The sequence below is a fragment of the Aeromonas sp. 102P genome (genome assembly GCF_051920345.1).
GTDB lineage: Bacteria > Pseudomonadota > Gammaproteobacteria > Enterobacterales > Aeromonadaceae > Aeromonas > Aeromonas veronii.
On record NZ_JBQBCZ010000001.1, the window covers coordinates 1735777 to 1756940 of the forward strand.

17 protein-coding genes and 1 pseudogene are annotated in these 21164 nt (G+C 59.7%); 6 read left to right on the forward strand and 12 right to left on the reverse strand.

Annotated features, from left to right (window positions below):
* Window positions 1-40 precede the first annotated feature (40 nt).
* The 7 genes from ruvX to metK form a co-directional block, all read right to left on the reverse strand.
* Window positions 41-463 (reverse strand): Holliday junction resolvase RuvX, encoded by a 423-nt coding sequence (ruvX, locus tag ACTG1K_RS08410; protein WP_005343821.1) that lies wholly within the window; start codon window positions 461-463, stop codon window positions 41-43.
* Between the two features lie 43 nt (window positions 464-506).
* Window positions 507-1061 carry a YqgE/AlgH family protein gene (locus tag ACTG1K_RS08415; RefSeq protein WP_005349793.1) on the reverse strand — a complete coding sequence of 185 codons (555 nt, stop codon included), beginning with the start codon at window positions 1059-1061 and terminating at the stop codon, window positions 507-509.
* 202 nt (window positions 1062-1263) lie between these two features.
* Window positions 1264-2214: a glutathione synthase gene (gene gshB, locus ACTG1K_RS08420; RefSeq protein ID WP_440005080.1), complete on the reverse strand. Its 951-nt coding sequence runs from the start codon at window positions 2212-2214 to the stop codon at window positions 1264-1266.
* Between the two features lie 114 nt (window positions 2215-2328).
* A complete protein-coding gene (gene rsmE, locus ACTG1K_RS08425) occupies window positions 2329-3060 on the reverse strand; it encodes a 16S rRNA (uracil(1498)-N(3))-methyltransferase (protein WP_058058894.1) in 732 nt (243 codons plus the stop codon).
* 128 nt (window positions 3061-3188) lie between these two features.
* The gene (locus ACTG1K_RS08430; protein WP_139493634.1) at window positions 3189-3893 is read right to left on the reverse strand and encodes an endonuclease; all 705 of its coding nucleotides are present in this window, start codon (window positions 3891-3893) and stop codon (window positions 3189-3191) included.
* A gap of 73 nt (window positions 3894-3966) precedes the next feature.
* Window positions 3967-4494: a SprT family zinc-dependent metalloprotease gene (locus ACTG1K_RS08435; protein ID WP_139443203.1), complete on the reverse strand. Its 528-nt coding sequence runs from the start codon at window positions 4492-4494 to the stop codon at window positions 3967-3969.
* A gap of 68 nt (window positions 4495-4562) precedes the next feature.
* Complete coding sequence (gene metK / locus ACTG1K_RS08440; protein ID WP_005338519.1) at window positions 4563-5714, reverse strand: methionine adenosyltransferase; 1152 nt, start codon at window positions 5712-5714, stop codon at window positions 4563-4565.
* A gap of 349 nt (window positions 5715-6063) precedes the next feature.
* Here metK and tkt point away from each other — a divergent pair, with 349 nt between their 5' ends.
* The gene (gene tkt / locus ACTG1K_RS08445) at window positions 6064-8055 is read left to right on the forward strand and encodes a transketolase (protein ID WP_440005081.1); all 1992 of its coding nucleotides are present in this window, start codon (window positions 6064-6066) and stop codon (window positions 8053-8055) included.
* Window positions 8056-8338: 283 nt separating this feature from the next.
* Entirely contained in the window at window positions 8339-8737 is a 399-nt protein-coding gene (locus tag ACTG1K_RS08450) for a hypothetical protein (RefSeq protein ID WP_440005082.1), read from the forward strand.
* A gap of 142 nt (window positions 8738-8879) precedes the next feature.
* Here the strand turns inward: ACTG1K_RS08450 and ACTG1K_RS08455 are convergent, their stop codons facing one another.
* Window positions 8880-10145, reverse strand: coding sequence for a RidA family protein (locus tag ACTG1K_RS08455; RefSeq protein WP_440005083.1), 1266 nt, complete (start codon window positions 10143-10145; stop codon window positions 8880-8882).
* Between the two features lie 1163 nt (window positions 10146-11308).
* Between ACTG1K_RS08455 and ACTG1K_RS08460 the strand changes: the two genes are divergently transcribed.
* The gene (locus ACTG1K_RS08460; protein ID WP_440005084.1) at window positions 11309-12181 is read left to right on the forward strand and encodes a hypothetical protein; all 873 of its coding nucleotides are present in this window, start codon (window positions 11309-11311) and stop codon (window positions 12179-12181) included.
* 22 nt (window positions 12182-12203) lie between these two features.
* On the opposite strand, the gene ACTG1K_RS08465 is transcribed toward ACTG1K_RS08460, so the two are convergent.
* Window positions 12204-13307, reverse strand: a complete 1104-nt coding sequence (locus tag ACTG1K_RS08465) for an anhydro-N-acetylmuramic acid kinase (RefSeq protein WP_440005085.1) — start codon at window positions 13305-13307, stop codon at window positions 12204-12206.
* Window positions 13308-13431: 124 nt separating this feature from the next.
* Entirely contained in the window at window positions 13432-14769 is a 1338-nt protein-coding gene (locus tag ACTG1K_RS08470) for a peptidoglycan DD-metalloendopeptidase family protein (protein ID WP_440005086.1), read from the reverse strand.
* Between the two features lie 109 nt (window positions 14770-14878).
* Here ACTG1K_RS08470 and tyrS point away from each other — a divergent pair, with 109 nt between their 5' ends.
* Window positions 14879-16078: a tyrosine--tRNA ligase gene (tyrS, locus tag ACTG1K_RS08475; protein ID WP_440005087.1), complete on the forward strand. Its 1200-nt coding sequence runs from the start codon at window positions 14879-14881 to the stop codon at window positions 16076-16078.
* A 42-nt stretch (window positions 16079-16120) separates the two neighbouring features.
* Here tyrS and ACTG1K_RS08480 read toward each other — a convergent pair whose 3' ends face one another.
* On the reverse strand, window positions 16121-17041 hold the full coding sequence (locus ACTG1K_RS08480) for a LysR family transcriptional regulator (protein WP_440005088.1): 921 nt from the start codon (window positions 17039-17041) through the stop codon (window positions 16121-16123).
* Window positions 17042-17149: 108 nt separating this feature from the next.
* Between ACTG1K_RS08480 and budA the strand changes: the two are divergent.
* A pseudogene (gene budA, locus ACTG1K_RS08485) lies at window positions 17150-17943 on the forward strand (acetolactate decarboxylase).
* A gap of 18 nt (window positions 17944-17961) precedes the next feature.
* Window positions 17962-19632, forward strand: coding sequence for an acetolactate synthase AlsS (alsS, locus tag ACTG1K_RS08490; RefSeq protein WP_439979667.1), 1671 nt, complete (start codon window positions 17962-17964; stop codon window positions 19630-19632).
* 115 nt (window positions 19633-19747) lie between these two features.
* Here alsS and ACTG1K_RS08495 read toward each other — a convergent pair whose 3' ends face one another.
* Window positions 19748-21160 carry an MATE family efflux transporter gene (locus ACTG1K_RS08495; RefSeq protein WP_139464143.1) on the reverse strand — a complete coding sequence of 471 codons (1413 nt, stop codon included), beginning with the start codon at window positions 21158-21160 and terminating at the stop codon, window positions 19748-19750.
* Window positions 21161-21164: the final 4 nt, after the last annotated feature.

A 21164-nucleotide genomic window follows, 5' to 3' on the forward strand; every position in this document is an offset into this window, starting at 1 on the left:
ACAAGGCAAGGGCGGCGACCCTTGCCTTGCTGTTGATGGTCTAGTTGTACTGCTCTTCCATCCAGGCTTCGACGATCAGCTGCGCTGATACCCCGTCCACACTGCCTTTTTCCAGTGCGCGATAGCCGCCTCGCTCAAACAGGCGGGCGCGGGCATCTGTGGTGGTGAGTCGTTCATCCTTGAACTCCACCGGCTTGCCGAAACGGCCATGCAGCCGGTTGCCGAATTTGCGGGCCCGTACCGTGATCTCCTGATCGGTGCCATCCATGTTCAGCGGCAGGCCGACCACCAGCAGGTCCGGTTGCCACTCCTTGAGCAGCTTCTCAATCTCGTCCCAGTTGGGGATGCCGTCGTTGGCCTTGAGGGCGCGCAGAGGCTGGGCTGTGCCAGTCAGCTCCTGACCGATGGCGACGCCAATGCTCTTGGTGCCATAGTCAAAGCCCATGATGCTGCGTGATGACATAACTGATAAATCCTCGAAATAGAGAGCGGAGCGGGCCAGCCGATCAGCTGTGGCCGATATCGCTGGAGAGGTGAACCGGGTTCACCCCTATGCTGGCGGCAGCTTGCTGCCAACGTTTGTGAATGGGGGTCTTGAACACCAGAGCCGGATTGGGGGGGATCACCAGCCAGGCGCCATCCACCAGCTCCTGCTCCAGCTGCCCGGCGCTCCAGCCGGCATAGCCAAGGGCCACCAGCCAATGGGCAGGGGCCTCGCTTGTACCCAGAGTTTCCAGAATATCCTTGGAGGTGGTCACCATCATCTCATCCCCCACCTGCAGGGTGGAGTTGAAGCCGGGTCGGAAGCTGTGCAGCACGAAGCCGCGATCGGCGTGAACCGGCCCCCCTTGCAGCACCGGCTGCTTGAGTTCCGGGTTGTTGGGCGGATTGAGCTGGAGCTGGGTCAGCATGGTTTCCAGCGACATCTCGACCGGAATGTTGACGACCAGTCCCATGGCGCCCTCTTCGTTGTGCTCGCACAGATAGACCAGCGAGCGCTCGAAGTAGGGATCCGTCAGGCTTGGCATGGCAAGCAGGAAGTGATTTTGCAGTGTTTGCATAGAGGCCAAATAGTGCAAAGGTATTTGAGGTCAATTATGGCAGTTGATCCCCATGGGAAAAACCGCTTTTTGGGCTGGGCGAGATCCCGCCCCTTTCCGGATCGCCTTGAAACAGAGAGGGTGGCGCTGGGCCACCCTCTCTGTTTTGGGGCTTGTCGGGGGCGGGTTACCCCTGAACAGGCCGGTTTAGCCTGCCTGGCGATTATTTGCCCAGCCGACGCTCGATGGCATCCATCAACATGCCGGTGATGTGCACATCGAAGGCGGCTTCAATCTCGCGAATGCAGGTCGGGCTGGTGACGTTAATCTCGGTCAGCCGATCGCCGATGATGTCGAGACCGACGAAGATGAGGCCCTTCTCTTTCAACGTCGGGCCCACCGCACGGGCGATGGCCCAGTCGGCTTCGCTCAGGGGGCGCGCTTCACCACGGCCACCGGCTGCCAGATTGCCACGGGTCTCACCTTGCGCCGGAATGCGGGCGAGGCAGTAGGGTACCGGTTCACCGTCCACCACCAGCACCCGCTTGTCGCCATCCTTGATGGCGGGCAGATAGGTCTGCGCCATGCAGTACTGGCTGCCGTGGGCGGTCAGGGTTTCGATAATCACGCCGACGTTGGCGTCATCTTCCTTCATGCGGAAGATGGAGGCGCCGCCCATGCCGTCCAGCGGCTTGAGGATCACGTCCTTATGCTTCGCGTGGAAGGCGCGCAGCTTGTCGGCGCGGCGTGTCACCAGCGTGGTCGGGGTATGCTCGGCAAACCAGGCGGTGTAGAGCTTCTCGTTGGCGTCGCGCAGGCTCTGCGGCTTGTTGACGATAAGGCAACCCTCATCCTCGGCTCGCTCCAGCATGTAGGTGGCATAGATAAATTCGGTGTCGAACGGCGGATCCTTGCGCATCAGGATCACATCGAGGTTGGAGAGGGGCTGATCCACCACCTCGCCCAGGGTGTACCAGTCGGCATAGTCATATTTGACGGTCAGCGGGCGCATGGTACCAAGGGCACGACCGGCTTCCATGTAGAGATCCTTCATCTCCAGATAGAAGAGCTCATAGCCGCGCTTTTGCGCCTCTTCGAGCATGGCAAAGCTGGAATCTTTCTTGATGTTGATGGCCGAGATGGGGTCCATCACGATGCCGAGTTTAATGGTCATCCGCTGTTCCTTTTTAATGGCTCGATAGGGTTGTAGGGTCGATTAGCGCAGCGTAATCGGCCGCTTGCGGCTGCGTCGATGCAGCCATGGGGCTGATTGATGCGGCCGATAGTATCAAGCGAGATCGCCAAAGCGGCACTGCAGCGCAGTAATCGCCGTCAGGGCGGCAGTTTCGGTACGCAGCACCCGCGGCCCCAGCAGCATCTCTTTGAAATCTTCCTGCACGGTACGGGCGATCTCGTCGCTCGACAAGCCCCCTTCCGGGCCAATCAGCAGGCGCACACCGTGCTCGGGAACGGGCAGGGTGTTGATGCTGTACTCGGCGCGCGGGTGCAGGTTGAGCTTGAGCTCTTTGGTCTCTTCCGCCAGCCAGGCGTCCAGCTCCATCGGCATGCGCACTTCTGGCACCACGTTGCGGCCGCACTGTTCGCAGGCGCTGATCACCACCTTCTGCCACTGCTCGCGCTTCTTCTCCAGCCGATCGGCCGGCAGCTTGACGCCGCAGCGCTCGGAGAAGAGCGGGGTGATGCAGGTGACGCCCAGCTCCACCGATTTCTGGATGGTGAAGTCCATCTTGTCGCCACGGCTGATCACCTGACCCAGATGAATGGCCAGCGGTGACTCCACCGATTGGGCGTCACAACTGTCGATGGTCACGTCTACCGACTTCTTGCCGACGTTGGCGATGGTGGCGGGATATTGATTGCCATCGCCATTGAACAGCTCGAGCTGCTGGCCCGGCTGCATGCGCAGTACCCGGCCGATATGGTTGGCGCCGTCTTCCGACAGGGCGATGGTCTGGCCAACTTGCAGGGTGGCCGGTTCATAGATACGTGGAATGCGCATGGCTGCTTGTCAGTCTCTTGCTTGGAAACCCTTCATATCCTGCTGCGAGGCGGCGAGCAAGGCTCACGCGGCAGTGGGGAAGGGCTTCATGATTAGGAGGGGCAATCCCCCTCCCAGGTCAAATGGGGTTATTGGCACTGCTTTTCAATAAAGGGATTGGTATTGCCCTGCAGCTTGCCGATGCGGCGGTTGCGCTCGCACTCCCAGCCCTCTGCCGGGTATTGGCGATCCCAGGCTTCGAACAGTTTACGCTGTTGCGCTGCCAGACGCAGCCCATACTGCTGGCTCATGTAGAGGTAGGCGCGGGCGATCTGACCCCGTACCGGCCCCTTGGGCGGCTGCACCCGACGATCCTTGAAATCCACCAGCATCTGGCACTGGCCGTACTGATCCGGCTTGCCGTTCCAGTCGGAGAAGCGGTAGTTGGCTCGATCGCCATTCACCTCGCCGATGGCGGGGAAGAGGTTGTGCATGTCCCCCTCCATCTTGTTGAACTCGGGGCTCGCTTTTTCGCAGTTCTTGCGACCGCCATCCTGCCAGCACTGCAGCTGGTGGCCGAACTCCCAGGCGGGGACCACGTGTTCCCACTCGATGCGGGCAGCGCGCTTGGCCTGCTTGCGCGGCTCATAGCCGCAACTGGCGAGATCCGGGCGCATCGATTTGCCCTGATAGTCGATGTCGCAGCCGCAGTAGAAGGTGGTGACCGCAGGCTGGCTGCGATAGAGCTTCACCAGATCCTGCTTGGCTTCGCGAAAGGTCTGGGCGTGCAGGGGGGCGCTGAGCAGCGGCAAACCGGCCAGCAGGGTCAGGGCGAGGGAGGAGATGAAACGCATGGGATTCCTTGCAAACGGGGTGATTGACGAACGATGGCGGGCACCCTACCACAGGGGCGCGACACAAGCTGGCTTACTGCTCTGGCTCCGGCCGTTCCCGCTCCAGCGGCTGCTTGCAGCGACGACAGTGATAGCGGGCTTCGCCACGCACCACCTTGTTGTGGCGGCGTATCGACAGTTGATGCTGCTGGCAGAGGCAGCGATAGGGCACGGTGCGCTGGGCCAAAACCGCCAGATCGAAGCTGTGGGTGGTTCTGGGCTCAAGGCCGAATACCTCCCGCATCACCGATTGCCACTGGCGGCCGTGGGGCAAGACCCTGTTTTTGCCGCGCCCTTCACCCCACAGGGCGTAAACCAGCAGATGGGCCACCTCGTGGGGCACCACCTCATCCAGAAACGCCTGCTGGTTGGCCTGATAGAGGGCGGGATTGAAGCGTAGCTCCCAGGTTTGCAGCCGCGCCGATCCCGCCGCCCGGCCCCGCATATTGCAGTAGATCCGCGGGCGGGGGAAGGTGCGGCCAAGGCGCGCCTCGGCCTGCACAAAGCAGGCTTCTACGCGTTGTTGCAGCAGGGCGACAAGCTGGGCAGGGGTGGCAGACATCAACATCTCGTCAGATAGCTGATAAGCAAAAGGGGAGCCAGGCTCCCCTTTTATCACAACAGCGAGCCTTACAGGCCAGCGGCAGAACGCAGCAGTTCGGCCTTGTCGGTCTGCTCCCACGGGAACTCGTCGCGACCGAAGTGACCGTAGGCGGCAGTGGCCTGATAGATCGGGCGCTTCAGATCCAGCATTTCGATCAGACCATACGGGCGCAGTTCGAAGTGCTCGCGTACCAGCTTGACCAGCAGCTCCTCGGCGACCTTGGCAGTACCGAAGGTTTCGACGCTGATGGAGGTCGGCTCGGCCACGCCGATGGCGTAGGAGATCTGGATTTCACAGCGATCGGCCAGACCGGCGGCAACGATGTTTTTGGCAACGTAACGGGCGGCGTAAGCAGCGGAGCGGTCAACCTTGGACGGATCCTTACCGGAGAAGGCGCCACCACCGTGACGAGCCATGCCGCCGTAGGTGTCGACGATGATCTTGCGACCGGTCAGACCGCAGTCACCCATCGGGCCGCCGATAACGAAACGGCCGGTCGGGTTGATGAAGTATTTGGTGTCTTTGTTGACCCACTCGGCCGGCAGCACAGGCTTGATGATCTCTTCGCGTACCGCCTCAACCAGATCCTTGTGGCTGATGGATTCGGCGTGTTGGGTAGACAGAACAACTGCATCGACACCGATGATCTTGCCTGCGTCGTCGTAGGCGAAGGTCAGCTGGCTCTTGGCATCCGGACGCAGCCACGGCAGGGTGCCGTTCTTGCGCACTTCAGCCTGACGCTTCACCAGCAGGTGAGAGTAGGTGATGGGGGCCGGCATCAGCACGTCGGTTTCGTTGGTGGCGTAGCCGAACATCAGGCCCTGGTCGCCAGCGCCCTGCTCCAGCGGATCGCTGCGGTCAACGCCCTGGTTGATATCCGGGGACTGCTTGCCGATGGCGTTCAGCACGGCGCAGGAGTCAGCATCGAAGCCCATGTCGGAGTGGGTGTAGCCGATTTCACGTACGGTATCACGCACGATCTCTTCGATATCAACCCAGGCAGAGGTGGTTACTTCGCCGGCCACCATGACCATACCGGTCTTGACCAGGGTCTCGCAGGCAACGCGTGCCTTGGTATCTTGCTTGAGGATGGCGTCCAGTACCGCATCGGAGATCTGGTCCGCAATCTTGTCGGGATGGCCTTCGGAGACCGACTCGGAAGTAAACAGCTTTGCCATGATATGAGTCTCAGCTTGTCTGGGTTATCGCCACAGCAATAACCGGATGAATAGGATGGTGTAGAGGTATCTACATCTGGACGTCTATTTTAATTAGCGCCCCCCCCGATTGCCAGCACTATTTTGTCGCGCAGTGTCCAATGGGTCACAAGCGGTGCTCTCCTATCCCGAAAGGGATGGAAGTCAAACGTTTTTCTCTGGTTGCTTTGGTCAATAGAGGGCAAGAAAAGCGATTGTCCTCCCAAAGCCACTTTATTCATCCAGATAATATTTGCACGCCGCGCGCCCTGCTGGGACAATAACGCGCCTTAATCTTGGCCATCAAATGAAGCAATCGCAGGAGATTCAGATGCCTTCTCGTAAAGAGCTTGCCAATGCCATTCGTGCATTGAGTATGGATGCCGTTCAAAAAGCCAACTCCGGTCACCCGGGCGCCCCCATGGGAATGGCGGATATCGCCGAAGTGCTGTGGCGTAGCCACCTCAGACATAACCCGAACAACCCCAAGTGGGCCGACCGCGACCGTTTCATTCTCTCCAACGGCCACGGCTCCATGCTGCTGTACTCCCTGCTGCACCTCTCCGGTTATGACCTCTCCATCGACGATCTGAAAAACTTCCGCCAACTGCACTCTCGCACCCCGGGTCACCCGGAGTACGGCTATGCACCGGGCGTTGAAACCACCACTGGCCCGCTGGGTCAGGGCATCACCAACGCCGTGGGTATGGCGATCGCCGAAAAAGCCATGGCTGAGCAGTTCAACCAGCCGGGCCACGACATCGTTGACCACTACACTTACGCCTTTATGGGCGACGGCTGCCTGATGGAAGGTATCTCCCACGAAGCGTGCTCCCTGGCAGGTACCCTGCAACTGGGCAAACTGATCGCGTTCTGGGATGACAACGGTATCTCCATCGACGGTCACGTAGAAGGTTGGTTCACCGACGACACCGTCAAGCGTTTCGAAGCCTACGGCTGGCACGTTATCCCGGCTGTTGACGGTCACAGCCCGGAAGATATCAATGCCGCCATCGAAGCCGCCAAGGCCGAGACCGGCAAGCCGACTCTGATCTGCTGCCGCACCATCATCGGTTACGGCTCCCCGAACAAATCCGGTTCTCACGACTGCCACGGCTCACCGCTGGGCAACGACGAGATCGCCGCTGCTCGTGCCTTCCTGAAGTGGGACCACGCGCCGTTCGTTATCCCGGCCGATATCGCTGCCGAGTGGAACGCTCAGGAGAAGGGTGCTGCACTGGAAGCCGACTGGGCTGCCAAGTTCGCCGCCTATGAAGCCGCTCACCCGACTCTGGCTGCCGAATTCAAGCGCCGCACCGCTGGCGAACTGCCGGCCAACTGGGCTGCTGAATCCGCCAAGATCATCGAAACCCTGCAAGCCAACCCGGCCAAGATTGCGACCCGTAAAGCGTCCCAGAACTCTCTGGAAGCGTTCGGCAAGCTGCTGCCGGAGTTCATGGGCGGCTCTGCCGACCTGGCTCCGTCCAACCTGACCATGTGGTCCGGCTCCAAGTCCCTGACCAACGACGATGCCTCCGGCAACTACATCCACTACGGTGTACGCGAGTTCGGCATGTCCGCCATCATGAACGGTATCGCTCTGCACGGTGGTTTCATCCCCTACGGCGCTACCTTCCTGATGTTTATGGAGTACGCCCGCAACGCCCTGCGCATGGCCGCCCTGATGAAGCAGCGCGCCATCTTCGTTTACACCCACGACTCCATCGGTCTGGGTGAGGATGGCCCGACTCACCAGCCGGTTGAGCAGATCGCCTCCCTGCGTCTGACTCCGAACATGAGCACCTGGCGTCCGTGTGACCAGGTTGAATCTGCCATCGCCTGGAAACACGCCATCGAGCGTACCGACGGCCCGACCTCTCTGATCTTCTCTCGTCAGAACCTGGCCCAGATGGACCGTACCGCCCAGCAGCTGGCCGACACCGCCAAGGGTGGCTACGTGCTGAAGGATTGCGCCGGTACGCCGGAGCTGATCCTGATCGCCACCGGTTCCGAAGTGGAACTGGCCGTTGCCGCCTATGAGCAGCTGACTGCCAAGGGCCGTGCCGTGCGCGTGGTCTCTCTGCCGTCTACCGACGTGTTCGACGCCCAGTCTGCCGAGTACAAAGAGTCCGTCCTGCCGTCTTCTGTCACCAAGCGCGTGGCCATCGAAGCGGGTATCGCTGACTACTGGTACAAGTACGTCGGTTTCGGCGGCAAGATCATCGGTATGACCACCTTCGGTGAGTCCGCACCGGCCGAGCTGCTGTTCAAGGAATTCGGCTTTACCGTGGAAAACGTGGTTGCGACCGCAGAGTCCCTGTAATAGCTGACCATTGGGCCACTCTGGCCCAATAGCCGGAAAATAAAACGCCCTCCATCGCAAGATGGGGGGCGTTTTTTATGGAATTTGGTACATCTGAGCGACAGCCGTGGTGCTGACAAGGTGTGATGTCAGCGTGATAGGTTGATCGCGATCGTCTTTTCTTTTGTATTTACTGTTATGTGTGGCTTCATATGGTACTTTCTTTGTTGCTGGCCCCGTTTGCGACAGGGGCGTTTTAATTACAAAAGTATCATTTTATATGTAATCAGGATGGAGTTTTCCCATGTCTTGTTCTATTTCAATCGATCCATCAGCAAAAAAGTTGTGGGTCAACAAAGACAGTTATGACCTGGATAAAATATCCGATGTACAAGTCCGGACGCTCTCTTTGAAAGATAAACTACTCAATATGGCAATCATAGGCGCCATTACATCCAGCATCTTGTTTATCATTATTCCGACAGATGAGAATGGTCAGGTGGTAACGACGTTGCTGCCGATAGTCACGTTTTTGATTGGTGCACTTATTGGTTTTGCGATTAGTAAAAAATATGAATTCAGATTGGAGTTTAGATACTCAGATGAAGTGGGTGTGCAGTGGTTTACTGCAGCCAAAGGGCGCACGATCATTGATTATCAGTTGTTCAAGAGTCGTGAGGTAGAACTTAAGCACTATCTTTAGCAGCCATCGAGTGCATCAGGTTCGTTACACGAAGTGTCATCGGAACTTCACGCTCTTTAAGTCGTTCACATAAAATTTATCCCTTTGTGTTACCTAAAAAGAGACCGGCATATAGCCGGTCTCTTTTTATTTATCGTAATCCTCACACCTGCGGCGGGGTGCTTTCGGCGTTGGACATTACCGCATCAATTTGCACCAAGGCGCCAGCGGGCAGCTCACTGACCCCGATTACGGTGCGGGCAGGCAGATAATCCGGGAAGTATTTGGTATAGATGGCATCCACCTCGGCCAGATCGGCGATATCGGCGAGCTGGATATTGACCTTGACGATATCGTCCATCACATGGCCGATGCTCTCCACAATCGCCTTGATATGGCTCAGGCACTGGGCGGTCTGCTCGCGCACGCAACCGGCCAGGATCTTGCCGGTGGCGGGGTCAATTGGCAGCAGTGCAGATAGATGGTTGTAGTGGGAGAAGGCGACGGTCTGGGTTTGCAGCGGGCTGCGCGGTGCCTTGCCGGTATTGCGCGGGCGGATCACCAGATTGTGTCTGTCTTCCACTAGCTGCGGCGGGGTGCCGTCACCGTGGGAGATGACCGCATCCATCTGCACTAGCGCCCCCATGGGCAGGGCGGCGGCACTGACTACCGAGCGGGCAGGCAGATAGGCGACGGCGCGGGCAATGGCGGAGTCGGGGAAGAAGGTGGTGTAGACCTCGTTGACGGCTTCCAGATCGGCCAGATCGGTCAGATAGACGGTGACCTTGACGATATCGTCAAACGGCACGTCGATGCTCTCCAGCACCGCCTTGATATTGCGCAGGCACTGGCCCGCCTGCTCCTTGATGCCACCGGCGACCAGTTGGCCCGAGGCGGCATCGACCGGCAGCTGCGCGCCGATATTGTTGTAGTGGGAGAAGGCCACGGTATGGGTGGAGAGCGGATTGTGCGGCGCCTTGTCACTGTTGCGGGCCAGTTTAATCAGCGGGCAAGGATCTTGCGGGAAGGTGCCTTCGCCGTTGGAGATGATGGCATCGATCTGCACCAGCGCGCCCAGCGGCAGGGCGGCGACGGCAAGGGTGGTGCGGGTCGGCAGATAGCCCGGGAAGAATTCGCGATAGACGGCGTTGACCGCCTCAAGATCCGCCATCTCTTTCAGGAAGATGGTCGCTTTCACCATATCGTCCATCACATGGCCGATGCTCTCGATGATCGCCTTGAGGTTGCTCAGGCACTGTCTGGCCTGCGCGGTGACATCGCCACTCACCATCTTGCCGGTGGCGGGATCGACCGGCAGCTGGGCGGAGATATTGTTGTAATGAGAAAACGCCACCGTTTGGGTGCTGGGGCCCAGATCCTGGGGTGCATGGGGGGTATTTCTTGCTGACTTGATGATGGTGCCACTCATAGATATGCCTCTTTTTAATATTTGTTGTTCATTCAGGTACAGGTTTACCCCATCTTGTTGTGCGCCACGGCCACTGCGCCAGCGGCGGTATCCCCGGTTATTATTTGTGATCCACTCAATTACTGAGAGGAATAAGGGAGAAGAGAACAGGGTAGATATTTCAGACGCTGCGATTCTATGAGTGGCTATCAGGGGTTGCAAACCGCTGATTGCATTTCTATGAGATGGCTCAATGGGCGCAAATTTAATCATATTGCTATTCAATTCACCCGAAATCGTAGCCAATTTGTGCACAAATGATGCCGAACCGGCGGACAGCCTTGCCCTGACTGGGTTTGCTCCTCTCCTCTTTGGGATATTTGCGTGTGAATAAAGGGTTAATATTATGCGCCGATGTGCAAATAATGCATATTATGGTGCATGGATATCTTTTTTCAGTTCTTTTAAGGGGCTATGAAAATCCCCGTGAATATGCATATCCACCTTATTAAAGATACCTCTGGAATATAATTCACGGCTTTTGCATTCCTCTCTGTTAACGATTATTCCGGCATACTCGATGACGCCTTGCTGGCAGCCTGGATCTGTTATTAGCGCCATAACATTCTATGCCATGAATTTGCACGGCGGATCTGCTCCTGCTGCACAGGAGTGGGGAGCATGGCGTTGGCGTGACGGTTTTCGGGAGCAGTGGTGCTGGATGAGAGCTGGCGTTGGATGAGGGGATGTGGTGGCAATCCGCTTATCTTCACCCTGGTTGCATCCCCCGATGGGTGGGGTTGCCCCTCGTCATCGCTTTTTCCACTTTTTAGCGAGTATGTCTGATCTCCCTCTTATCTGTGGCTGGTTGTGATGATTGGGATGGTTTTCAGAGCCCGGGAACAGTTCAGGTGATTTCGCAGGCATAAAGTTCAATGTGCTGTTTTTAAAGGAGAATGCGTCAAAAAATGGATTTATCGACCGCGTTTTATGGTTTCCTGATGAAACTGTTAATTAGTGGCGTGATTGCGAGTCTGGTCGCTTTTTCCACTCGCTATTAATCGTATGATTAATAAGGTAATCAAGGAGCCCTGACGGAGTGCATCGATGCACCGGCAGGCCATTGCCCAGGATTGGCAAGCGAGATCGCATCGCGATCATCATTACCTGACTGTGGAGGATTTATGCTGGGTTTCGTTCTGGGCGATATGTATTGTCAAACATCTGGGCAGCGGTTACCTCCTCGCCTGGGAAAGAGCTTTCCCATTCCTGCCGATTATCGACTGCGCGGCCGGGTATCCGCCGCCATCATGACCATCGAGAGCCTGCTCGATACCCCTTATCCGCAAAAGCAGTTTCGTGATCTGGTCTTTGGCGCCTTTATCGAGCGCCAGCGTCGGCTGTTTGGCGAACATGTGATTGTGGCCCGCATGGAAGGGGAGGAGGGGCTGGAGCTGTCGATTGATTTCTCGTTTGTCAGCACCGCCGTGCCTGTGGGACTGCTGGCTATCTCTGAAGAGCTGGCCCTCGCCACGGCGCCGCGTCCCAAGAAGAGCCATTCCCACTACGAGGCACTGTGCAAGGCGATCGACTGCATGGTGATGCTGATGTTTTATGGCAAGGTGATCCGCCAGCGAAATGCGGTGTTGGAAAATATCGGCCATCAGTTCGGTTATCACCCTGCAGCGACCCTGACGGCGCGCGTTGGCAAGGGTGGGGAGGATGATTACGACGCCTTCATGGTCAATGTCATGACCTGTATTGCCCACTCCCACTCCCTCAAGGAGGCGTTGGAGAACGCCAGCCGGATGGGAATGCAGGAGCCCGCGTTCTTCTGCATCGTCGGTGCGATTGCCAGCACTCTGTGGGGTGTGCCCAGACAGTGGGCATATCAGGCTTCACAGCTGATCCATCGCTCCCATCACCACTACATCCAGAGTCTGCTGCGTTGCGAGACCCGCGCCGGACGAGGCCAAATCAATCTGGAACCGCCTAAACCGCCGCTGTTTGCGCCGATCCGACAACAGGTTGTGCGTCTGTTCAAAGGGGCACACTGATACGCAGCCCCGTTGTCATCCCTCAGGCGGGATAAAGCGCACCCAGCACGGCCGGACGGCTGGCGCCGGTGACGGCGGGCAGGTTGCCCGGCTTGCGGTGAACAAAGCACATGGCCAGCCAGGCAAAGGCCGCGCCTTCCACCCAGTCGGGGGCAAGCCCCAGCTCGGCAGTGTTGGCGATGCGCCATGCAGGCAGCAGACTGGCCAGCTCCGCCAGCAGTGGGCTGTTATGGGCGCCGCCGCCACAGACATAGAGCTCGGGCCGGGTGTGCGGGTCTGCCAGCGCGGGCAGCTGGCGAGCGATGCTGTGGCAGGTGAGGGCCTGCAGGGTGCGCTGCACATCCACGGGGGCGTATGAAGTGCCTGCCAGCTCGCCATCGAGCCACGCTAGGGTGAACATCTCCCGCCCGGTGCTCTTGGGGGCGGGGGCGGCAAAGTAGGGGTGAGCCAAGAGCTTTTCCAGCAGTTCGGGAATGAGCTGGCCGCTGGCTGCCCACTTGCCGCCAGCATCGTAACCGGCCCCCTTGGGGTGATGGCGGCGATACCAGCCGTCTAGCAGGGTGTTGGCCGGGCCGGTATCGAAGCCATAGACCCCGTTGGCGTGACCCGGCAGCACCGAGATATTGGCGATGCCGCCGAGGTTCAGTACCACCCGCAGGGCGCCAGGCTTGGCAAAGAGCGCCTGATGGAAAGCGGGCACCAGCGGCGCCCCCTGACCGCCGAGGGCCATATCCATGGTGCGAAAATCGGCGATAACGTCGATGCCGGTCAGGGCGGCCAGCAGGGCGGCGTTGCCGATCTGCAGGGTAAACCCGAGCTGGGGGCGATGGCGGATGGTCTGGCCGTGGCTGCCGATGGCTCGAATATCGGCGGGCGTGAGGCCCGCCTTGGCCAGCAGCGCGTGGGTGGCAGCGGCAAATTCGCGTGCCACCAGATTGTCGGCCACCCCCATGCGATCGATCTCGTTGTCGCTCGGGGTGCAGAGGGTATGCAGCTCGTGGGCAGTGGGCCAGGGGTGGCTGAGGGCCGCTTCGACCCGCAGTGCATCCCCGTCGATCACCACCAATACGGCATCTATGCCATCCATGCTGGTGCCAGACATCAATCCGATATAGCGCTCAATCATGGCGACTCCTCACTTGCTGGCCGGGATAGTTCGCTTCCCGACACCGATGCAACATGGCGCAGAGCCATGCGCAGGCAAAATAAAAAAGGGCTGATGGCGCTGCTGCACCGCCAGCCCGGAAGGCTTAGTTGCCGCGGCTCTCGCGTTTGTTCTGGGCCAGTTGCAGCTCCGGGCTATCGAGCTTGGCCAGTTGCGGCATCGCCAGTTTTTTGAAGTTGGCCAGCTCGCGGCCAGTCAGGGTTTCTGCCTGCGGCAGCGTGAGAGTGCGCGGGTTTTTGTGAATGCCGCCCACCACAAATTCATAATGCAGGTGAGGGCCGGTGACACGGCCGGTGCCACCCAGGGTGCCGATAGTCTGCCCCTGCTTCACCCGCTGCCCCTTGTTGACGGTGCGCTTGGAGAGGTGCAGGTATTTGGTCACATAGTTGCCAGCATGCTTGATAAAGACGTAGTTGCCGTTGAACTGGTTGTAACCGGCGGCGACCACACTGCCTGAGCCCGCCGCCATGATGGGGGTACCCACAGGTGCCACATAATCGATGCCGTTATGGGGGCGGATCTTGCCGGTGACCGGATGGAGGCGACGCGGGTTAAAGTTGGAGCTGATGTATTTGAAGTTGACCGGTGCCCGCAAAAAGCTCTTGCGCATCGCCTTGCCTTCCGGGGTGTAGTAGTTGCCATCGTCATTGAGCACGGCGCGGTAGGCGGTGCCCTGGTTGACGAACTCGGCGGCCAGAATATCGCCGGAGGCAACCCGCTCGTCATCGCGGAACTTGTCCTCATAGACCACCCGGAAGCTGTCTCCTGGCTGCAGATCCTGGGCAAAGTCGATGTCCCAGCCGAAGATGGTGGCCAAGTCCATGATCTGATCTTCAGTCATGCCCGCCTCCACAGCGGCGCCCCAGAAGCTGGAGCGGATCTCGCCTTTGCTCACCTGTTCGCGGGTGTCGAGGGCGATCTTGACGTTGCGGGCGACAAACAGCTCATCTTTGCGGCTCACCTTGAGCGCCTGCTCCAGACTGTGGGGGTAGTAGAGGCTGTGCAGCTCGCCGTTCTCGGTGAGCTTGAAGGTGAGCTCCTGTCCCGGTTGCAGCATGCGCAGGGGGTCGCTGCCCTCAAGCTGATCGATCAGGTGCAGATCGGTGCTGCTCAGGCCAATGCGCTGGAAGATCACCCCCATGTTGTCGCCCCGGCGCACCTTCACCTGTTTGGTAATATAGCGCGGCTTGGGTGGGGTTTCGGGCGAGAGCGCGGGCGCCACTGCATCGGTGGCCAGGTCATCGTCCAGCTCGCTGCCGCCAGTAGTTGTGCGCAGGGCAATCTCGTTGCCGTTGTCATCAACCCGGGTTGCAACGGCTTGTTCGCTTGGCCAGGCCGCCAACATCATGATCATGATGCTGAGGATAAGTACCATCTTGCGGTGCCAGTGAGGGAGTGCGTTGAAGGCGTGCCAAATAACCATGAGATGCAGATGAAGTCGGGCAGAATGGGCGGATTTTACAGCCTTTCCAATTGGCCCGCCATTCCAGTAATATGTTTGGCCCTGTGGAATCGTGATGGAGAGTCAAAAAATGTCCCAGCTCGAGGTGGCGCTAGCCGAGATCAAGCGCGGAGCGGAAGAAATTCTGGTTGAAGAGGAACTGGTTGCCAAGTTGAAGGAGGGGCGCCCGCTGCGCATCAAGTTGGGTATGGACCCGACCGCTCCCGACATTCACCTGGGTCATACCGTGATCCTCAACAAGCTGAAGACCTTCCAGGATCTGGGCCATGAGATCATCCTGCTGATTGGCGATTTCACTGCCATGGTGGGGGATCCCTCCGGCAAGAACAGCACCCGCCCGCCGCTCTCCGAAGAGGCGATCAAGCACAACGCCCTCACCTATGCCGAGCAGGCGTTCAAGATCCTCGATCCCAAGAAGACCCGCATCGAGTACAACTCGACCTGGCTGAGCGAACTGGGCGCGACCGGTATGATCAAGCTGGCAGCCAAACAGACGGTGGCCCGCATGATGGAGCGTGACGACTTCAAAAAGCGTTACACCGGCGGCCAATCCATCGCTATTCACGAATTCCTCTATCCGCTGCTGCAAGGCTATGACTCGGTTGCGCTGAAGGCGGATGTCGAGCTCGGCGGTACCGATCAGAAGTTCAACCTGCTGATGGGCCGCGAGCTGCAAAAAGATGCTGGCATGGCCACCCAGTGCGTGCTGATGATGCCGCTGCTGGTGGGCCTGGACGGCGTCAAGAAGATGTCCAAGTCTGCCAACAACTACATCGGTGTGCACGATGCGCCGGGCGAGATGTTTGGCAAGATCATGTCCATCACCGACGATCTGATGTGGAACTACTACGAGCTGCTCTCCTTCCGTCCGCTGGCTGAAATTACAGAGTTCAAGGCTGGCATCGCGGCTGGCACCCTCAACCCGCGTGATGTGAAGATCTGGCTGGCCAAAGAGATCATTGCCCGCTATCACGATGCAGCGGCGGCAGAAGCGGCCCACGAAGATTTCACCCAGCGCTTCTCCAAGAACGCCATTCCGGACGAGATGCCGGAAGTCGAACTGGCGCTGGAAGGCGACGGGCTGGCCATTGCCAACCTGCTCAAAGAGGCCGATCTGGTGGCCACTACCTCTGAAGCGCTGCGGATGATCAAGCAGGGCGCGGTCAAGGTGGATGGCGAGAAGCTGGAAGATGGCAAGGCACTCATAGGTGCCGGTACCGCCGTCTATCAGGTCGGCAAGCGCAAGTTTGCCCGAGTGACGGTCAAATAAGCAGCACTGTCAAATAAGCAGTCACATCAGGCAAGCCCGCCATCAGGCCGGCTCAAGCTTGTTGACCAAGGCCTCCTTCTGGAGGCCTTGTCGTATCTGGGCCACAAAGTGTCTGAGCACGGCACTGCCGGGGTGGGGGCGGGTTGCCAGGCTGATGCTGGTCATCATGCCGTTGCCTGCAATGGGGTGATAGCTGACCCCGAGCGGGCGCAGCGCCGCCACCGAGCTTGGCACCAGGGTCACGCCAAAGCCCGCCTGCACCATGCCGACGGTGGAGATCACCTGCGGGCATTCGGGCCCCAGTATCGGTTCGAACCCCGCCTCCCGACAGAGGCCCACGATGCCGTCATAGAGCCCGGGCCCGATGGCGTGGGGAAACAGAATAAAACTCTCGTCCTTCAGGCTGGTCAGTGGCAAGGGGCCCGGCTTGGCCAGCGGATGGTTGGCTGGCAGGGCGATCAGCAGTGGCTCCCGCTCGATCAGATGATGGGCAAGGCCCTCGCTGTTGCTGCAGGGCAAACGCAGGATGGCGGCATCCAGCCGATCCGTGCGTACGGCCTCCACCAGTGCTGGCATGCTTCCCTCCTGCGGGGTCAATGCGACCTCCGGGTAGTGCTCCCTGTAGTCGTGCAGCAGCCGCAGCACTGCGGGGTGAAGCACGGTTGAGCCCGCAAACCCGATACGCAGCGCCCCCTGCTCACCCCGTGCAATCCGTTTGACCTTCTGCTTTGCTGCATCCGCCAGCTCCAGGATCTCGTTGGCATCCCGATAGAGACTGGCGCCCGCTTCTGTCAACTCGATACTGCGGGTCAAACGACGCAGCAGTGGCGTCCCCAGTGTCTCCTCCAGCTTGCGGATCTGCTGACTCAGCGGCGGCTGGGACATATTCAGTGATTCGGCGGCCCGGGTGAAATTCTGCTTTTCAACCACAGCCATAAAGTAACGAAGAGTACGAAGTTCCATATCAATTGAGTCTCAAAGTCATGGGGTCTGTGTATTGGTGTTGAAATGTGAACCAAGTCACTATTGGGTCCGAACGCTAACAGGATTCACGCCAGAGGTGAAATTCGAATGGAACATATTGCAACATCTGACAGTGCCGGGTGCAGCTGTGCCCTGGAGGTGAGCCAACAGTTTTCCCGTTGGCGCAGGCAGCATGAGGGGGGGAGATCTACCAGAGCTCCCTGATGAGCGCCCTGCTGGCCGGGGTGTACGAAGGGGAGACCACCATGAGCGAGCTGCTGCGCCACGGTGATTTTGGCCTCGGCACCTTCAACCACCTTGATGGCGAGCTGATTGCCTTCGAGCGGCAGATCCACCAGTTACGTTCCGATGGCTCTGCCCGTCCTGCCCGCGCCGATCAGAAGACCCCTTTCGCGGTGATGACCCATTTTCGTCCCTGCCTGGAGCGTCGCTTCGATCACCCCCTCAGCCGTGACGAGATCCATCAGTGGGTGGATCGGCTGGTGGGATCCGACAACGTCTTTGTCGCCCTGCGCCTCGACGGCCAGTTTGAAACGGCCAAGGTACGTACCGTGCCGCGTCAGGAGCCGCCCTATCGCCCCATGCTGGAGGCCATCGAACAGCAGCCGCTGTTCCGCTTTGCCGCGGTGGCGGGGACTCTGGTGGGATTTCGCTGCCCGCCGTTCGTGCAGGGGGTCAATGTGGCGGGCTTTCACGAACATATGATCACCGCCGATCGCAAGGGGGGCGGTCATCTGCTTGACTACACCATGGCCCACGGCACCCTGCGACTTTCTGTGGTGCGTCACCTCAATCTGGCCCTGCCATCGGATCCCGCTTTCCGGCAGGCCGACCTCAACCCCGCCGATCTCGATCGCGCCATTCAGGCAGCCGAAGGCTGATAGACAAGGAGCAATATCATGGAAAACAGACAGTGGAAGTGCGGTGCCGAGCTGGTGGTTCGTCATCTGGAGGCGCAAGGGGTCAAGCAGGTGTTCGGTATTCCCGGTGCCAAGATTGACCGGGTGTTCGATGCGCTGGAGGACTCCCCCATCGAGACCATAGTGGTGCGCCACGAGGCCAACGCCGCCTTTATGGCGGCCGCCGTGGGGCGCCTTACCGGCAAGGCGGGGGTGGCGCTGGTCACCTCGGGCCCCGGTTGCTCCAACCTTATTACCGGGCTGGCGACTGCCACCTCGGAAGGGGACCCCATGGTGGCGCTGGGCGGTGCGGTGCGCCGTGCCGACGGCCTCAAGCTCACTCATCAGAGCATGGATACGGTCAACCTCTGCCGTCCGGTCACCAAGTTCAGTGCCCAGGTCAACAGCGGGGCGGCAATCTCGGAAGTGATGGCCAACGCCTTTCGCGCCGCCGAGCTGGGACGGCCGGGGGCGGCGTTTGTCAGCCTGCCGATGGACATCATCAACAAGCCGGTGCAGGGCAATGTGCTGGTGCCCCGCGAGGTGCCGGAGCCGGGCTGCGCCGATGAGCAGAATATGGAGCAGGCATTGACCCTGCTGCGCAACGCCGAGAATCCGGTGGTGCTGCTCGGCCTGATGGCGAGCCGGCCGGAAAATGCCGAGGCAGTGCGCGCCTTCCTCGACAAGGCGCGGCTGCCGGTGACCGGTACCTATCAGGCTGCCGGGGTGGTGGACAGCTGCCACTTCGATGACTTTGCCGGACGGGTCGGGCTCTTCAACAACCAGCCGGGGGATCAGCTGCTGGCGGGGGCCGATCTGGTGATCTGCATCGGCTACAGCCCCATCGAGTACGACCCCGTGCTGTGGAATGGCGATCGGGAGCGGCGCATCCTCCATATCGACGTGCTGCCTGCCGATATCGACAGCAGCTACTGCCCGACCGCCGAGCTGGTGGGGTCGATCCGGGCCAACCTGTTGCAGCTGACCCGCATCATGGGCAATCCGAAAATCCGTCCCCCCGAGGTGGATCGGTTGCTGCAAGGGGTGCGCCAGCAGCGACTGCGACTGGCAATGCGGGCCGATGAGCTGCACGGCAATCCGGTTCACCCCTTGCGTATCGTCCGTGAGTTGCAGGATCTGGTGCGCGATGACATGACCCTCTGTGTCGATATGGGCAGCTTCCATATCTGGATTGCCCGTTACCTCTACAGCTTCCGTGCTCGTCAGGTCCTGATCTCCAACGGTCAGCAGACCATGGGGGTCGCCCTGCCGTGGGCTATCGGCGCGGCGCTGGTGAGGCCGGGTGAGAAGGTGATTTCGGTATCGGGGGATGGCAGCTTTATGCAGTCGAGCATGGAGCTGGAGACGGCGGTGCGGCTCAAGAGCAATATCGTCCACATCATCTGGGTCGATAACGGCTACAACATGGTCGCGATGCAGGAGCAGCAGAAGTATTGCCGCACCTCCGGCGTCTCTTTTGGCCCCATCGACTTCAAACGCTATGCCGAATCGTTCGGGGCGGCCGGTTTCGCGGTGCGTTCGGCCGACGAGCTGCGTGCCACCCTGCGGGCTGCGCTGGCGGTGGAGGGGCCTGCTGTGGTGGCGATCCCGGTGGATTACTCCGACAACCCGGGGCTGATGGCCCAGCTCAGGCCAGAAGTATTGGCATAAGTGTGGGCAGCAGTGCTGGCCTGAATCCCTGTGTAAGAGCAGGCAGACCCATCCATATAGCAAAAACCGGCATCAGGGGATGCCGGTTTTTTATTGCTACGCGGGATGGGTGGCCTTAACGGGCCAGCTGGACGGCGGCGCGTGCGCGGGCCGGTTGTGGGCGCTGTTTGGCTTTTGGTGCGCAGGCCATCTTCAGGCGCAGCCACTCGCGCCACAGCAGCCAGCAGAGCGGCAGGGTGAGCAGCAGCACGGTCGCGGGCTGGGCCATCAACACCCCATCACGACCCCACAGTTGCGGCAGCAGGAAGATGAGTGGCAGCAGCAACACGGTTTTGGCGATGGAGATGACCAGCGCCTGACGGGTACGCGCCATGGATTGCAGCAGCACGATGCCGAACATGATGATCCCCTCCAGCGGAATGGCGCCGAGGTTGAGGGTCAGACTGCTGATGGCGGCGGCCAGCAGCTCGGGATCCTTGTCGCCGGTATAGAGCATGGCGACCTGTCCCGGCAGCAGCTGGATGGTGAGCCACACCAGCATGCCGTAGATAAAGGTGAACTTGAGCCCCATCTCCATCAGGTACTTGAGGTTGCGATGGCGCTTGGCCCCCGCTGCCTTGCTGATGAGCGGCTGAATGCCAAACGCCAGCCCCTGCAGAATGACGATAAAGACCGCTTCGGTGTAACCGGCTACGGTAAAACCCGCCAGATCCTTCACATTGCCATACACCATCAGCTGGCTGTTGTGCAGCATCAAGAGCAGCCCGAGGTTGAACTGGGCAATCAGGCTCGGCAGACCGGTAAAGAGCAGGTGCGGCATGGCGGGGAGGTTGGGCACCAGATCCCGCCAGCTGAGGCGAAGCCGCGCCCAGGGGGTAAAGAAGTAGCCAAGACCGATCAGGCTCACCGCACCCTCTGCCATCAGGGTGGCTTGCGCAGTACCGATCAGTCCCAGCCCCAACCGACCCACCATGATGTAGTTGAGGATGATATTGAGCACGGCGCCGCTGCTCACCAGCACCATGGCCAGTTTCGGGCGGCCATCGTTGCGCAGCAGATAGGGAACCGCCAGATTGCTGGCCAGCAGCAGGGTACCGCCGCCAATCCAGGTGAGGTAGTCACTCGCCTGTTTCCAGGTCTCGGTGCCCTGTTCAATCCCCAGCCCCAGCAGGATATCGGTGTGGGTGTAATAGAGCAGCACCGGCGCAACTACCCCGAGACCGGCCAGCAGCCAGAGGGCGTTGACCAGCGCCTGACGGGCCAGCTTGTCGTTTTTCGCCCCTTGCTGGAAGGAGATGGCGGTGGCCGCCCCCATGCTGATCATGGCGGCCAGACCGATCAGCACCATGATGACCGGATAGACCAGGTTGATCCCGGCGAGGCCAGCGGCGCCGACATAGTGGCCGACGAAGATGCCGTCGATGAGGTAGTAGGCCCCCGAGACCAGCATGGCAAGAATGGAGGGGAGGGCGTAAGCCCAGAAGCGACGGGTCATGGCCCGTTGCCGCAGTGTTAAATAGGCAGACATATCT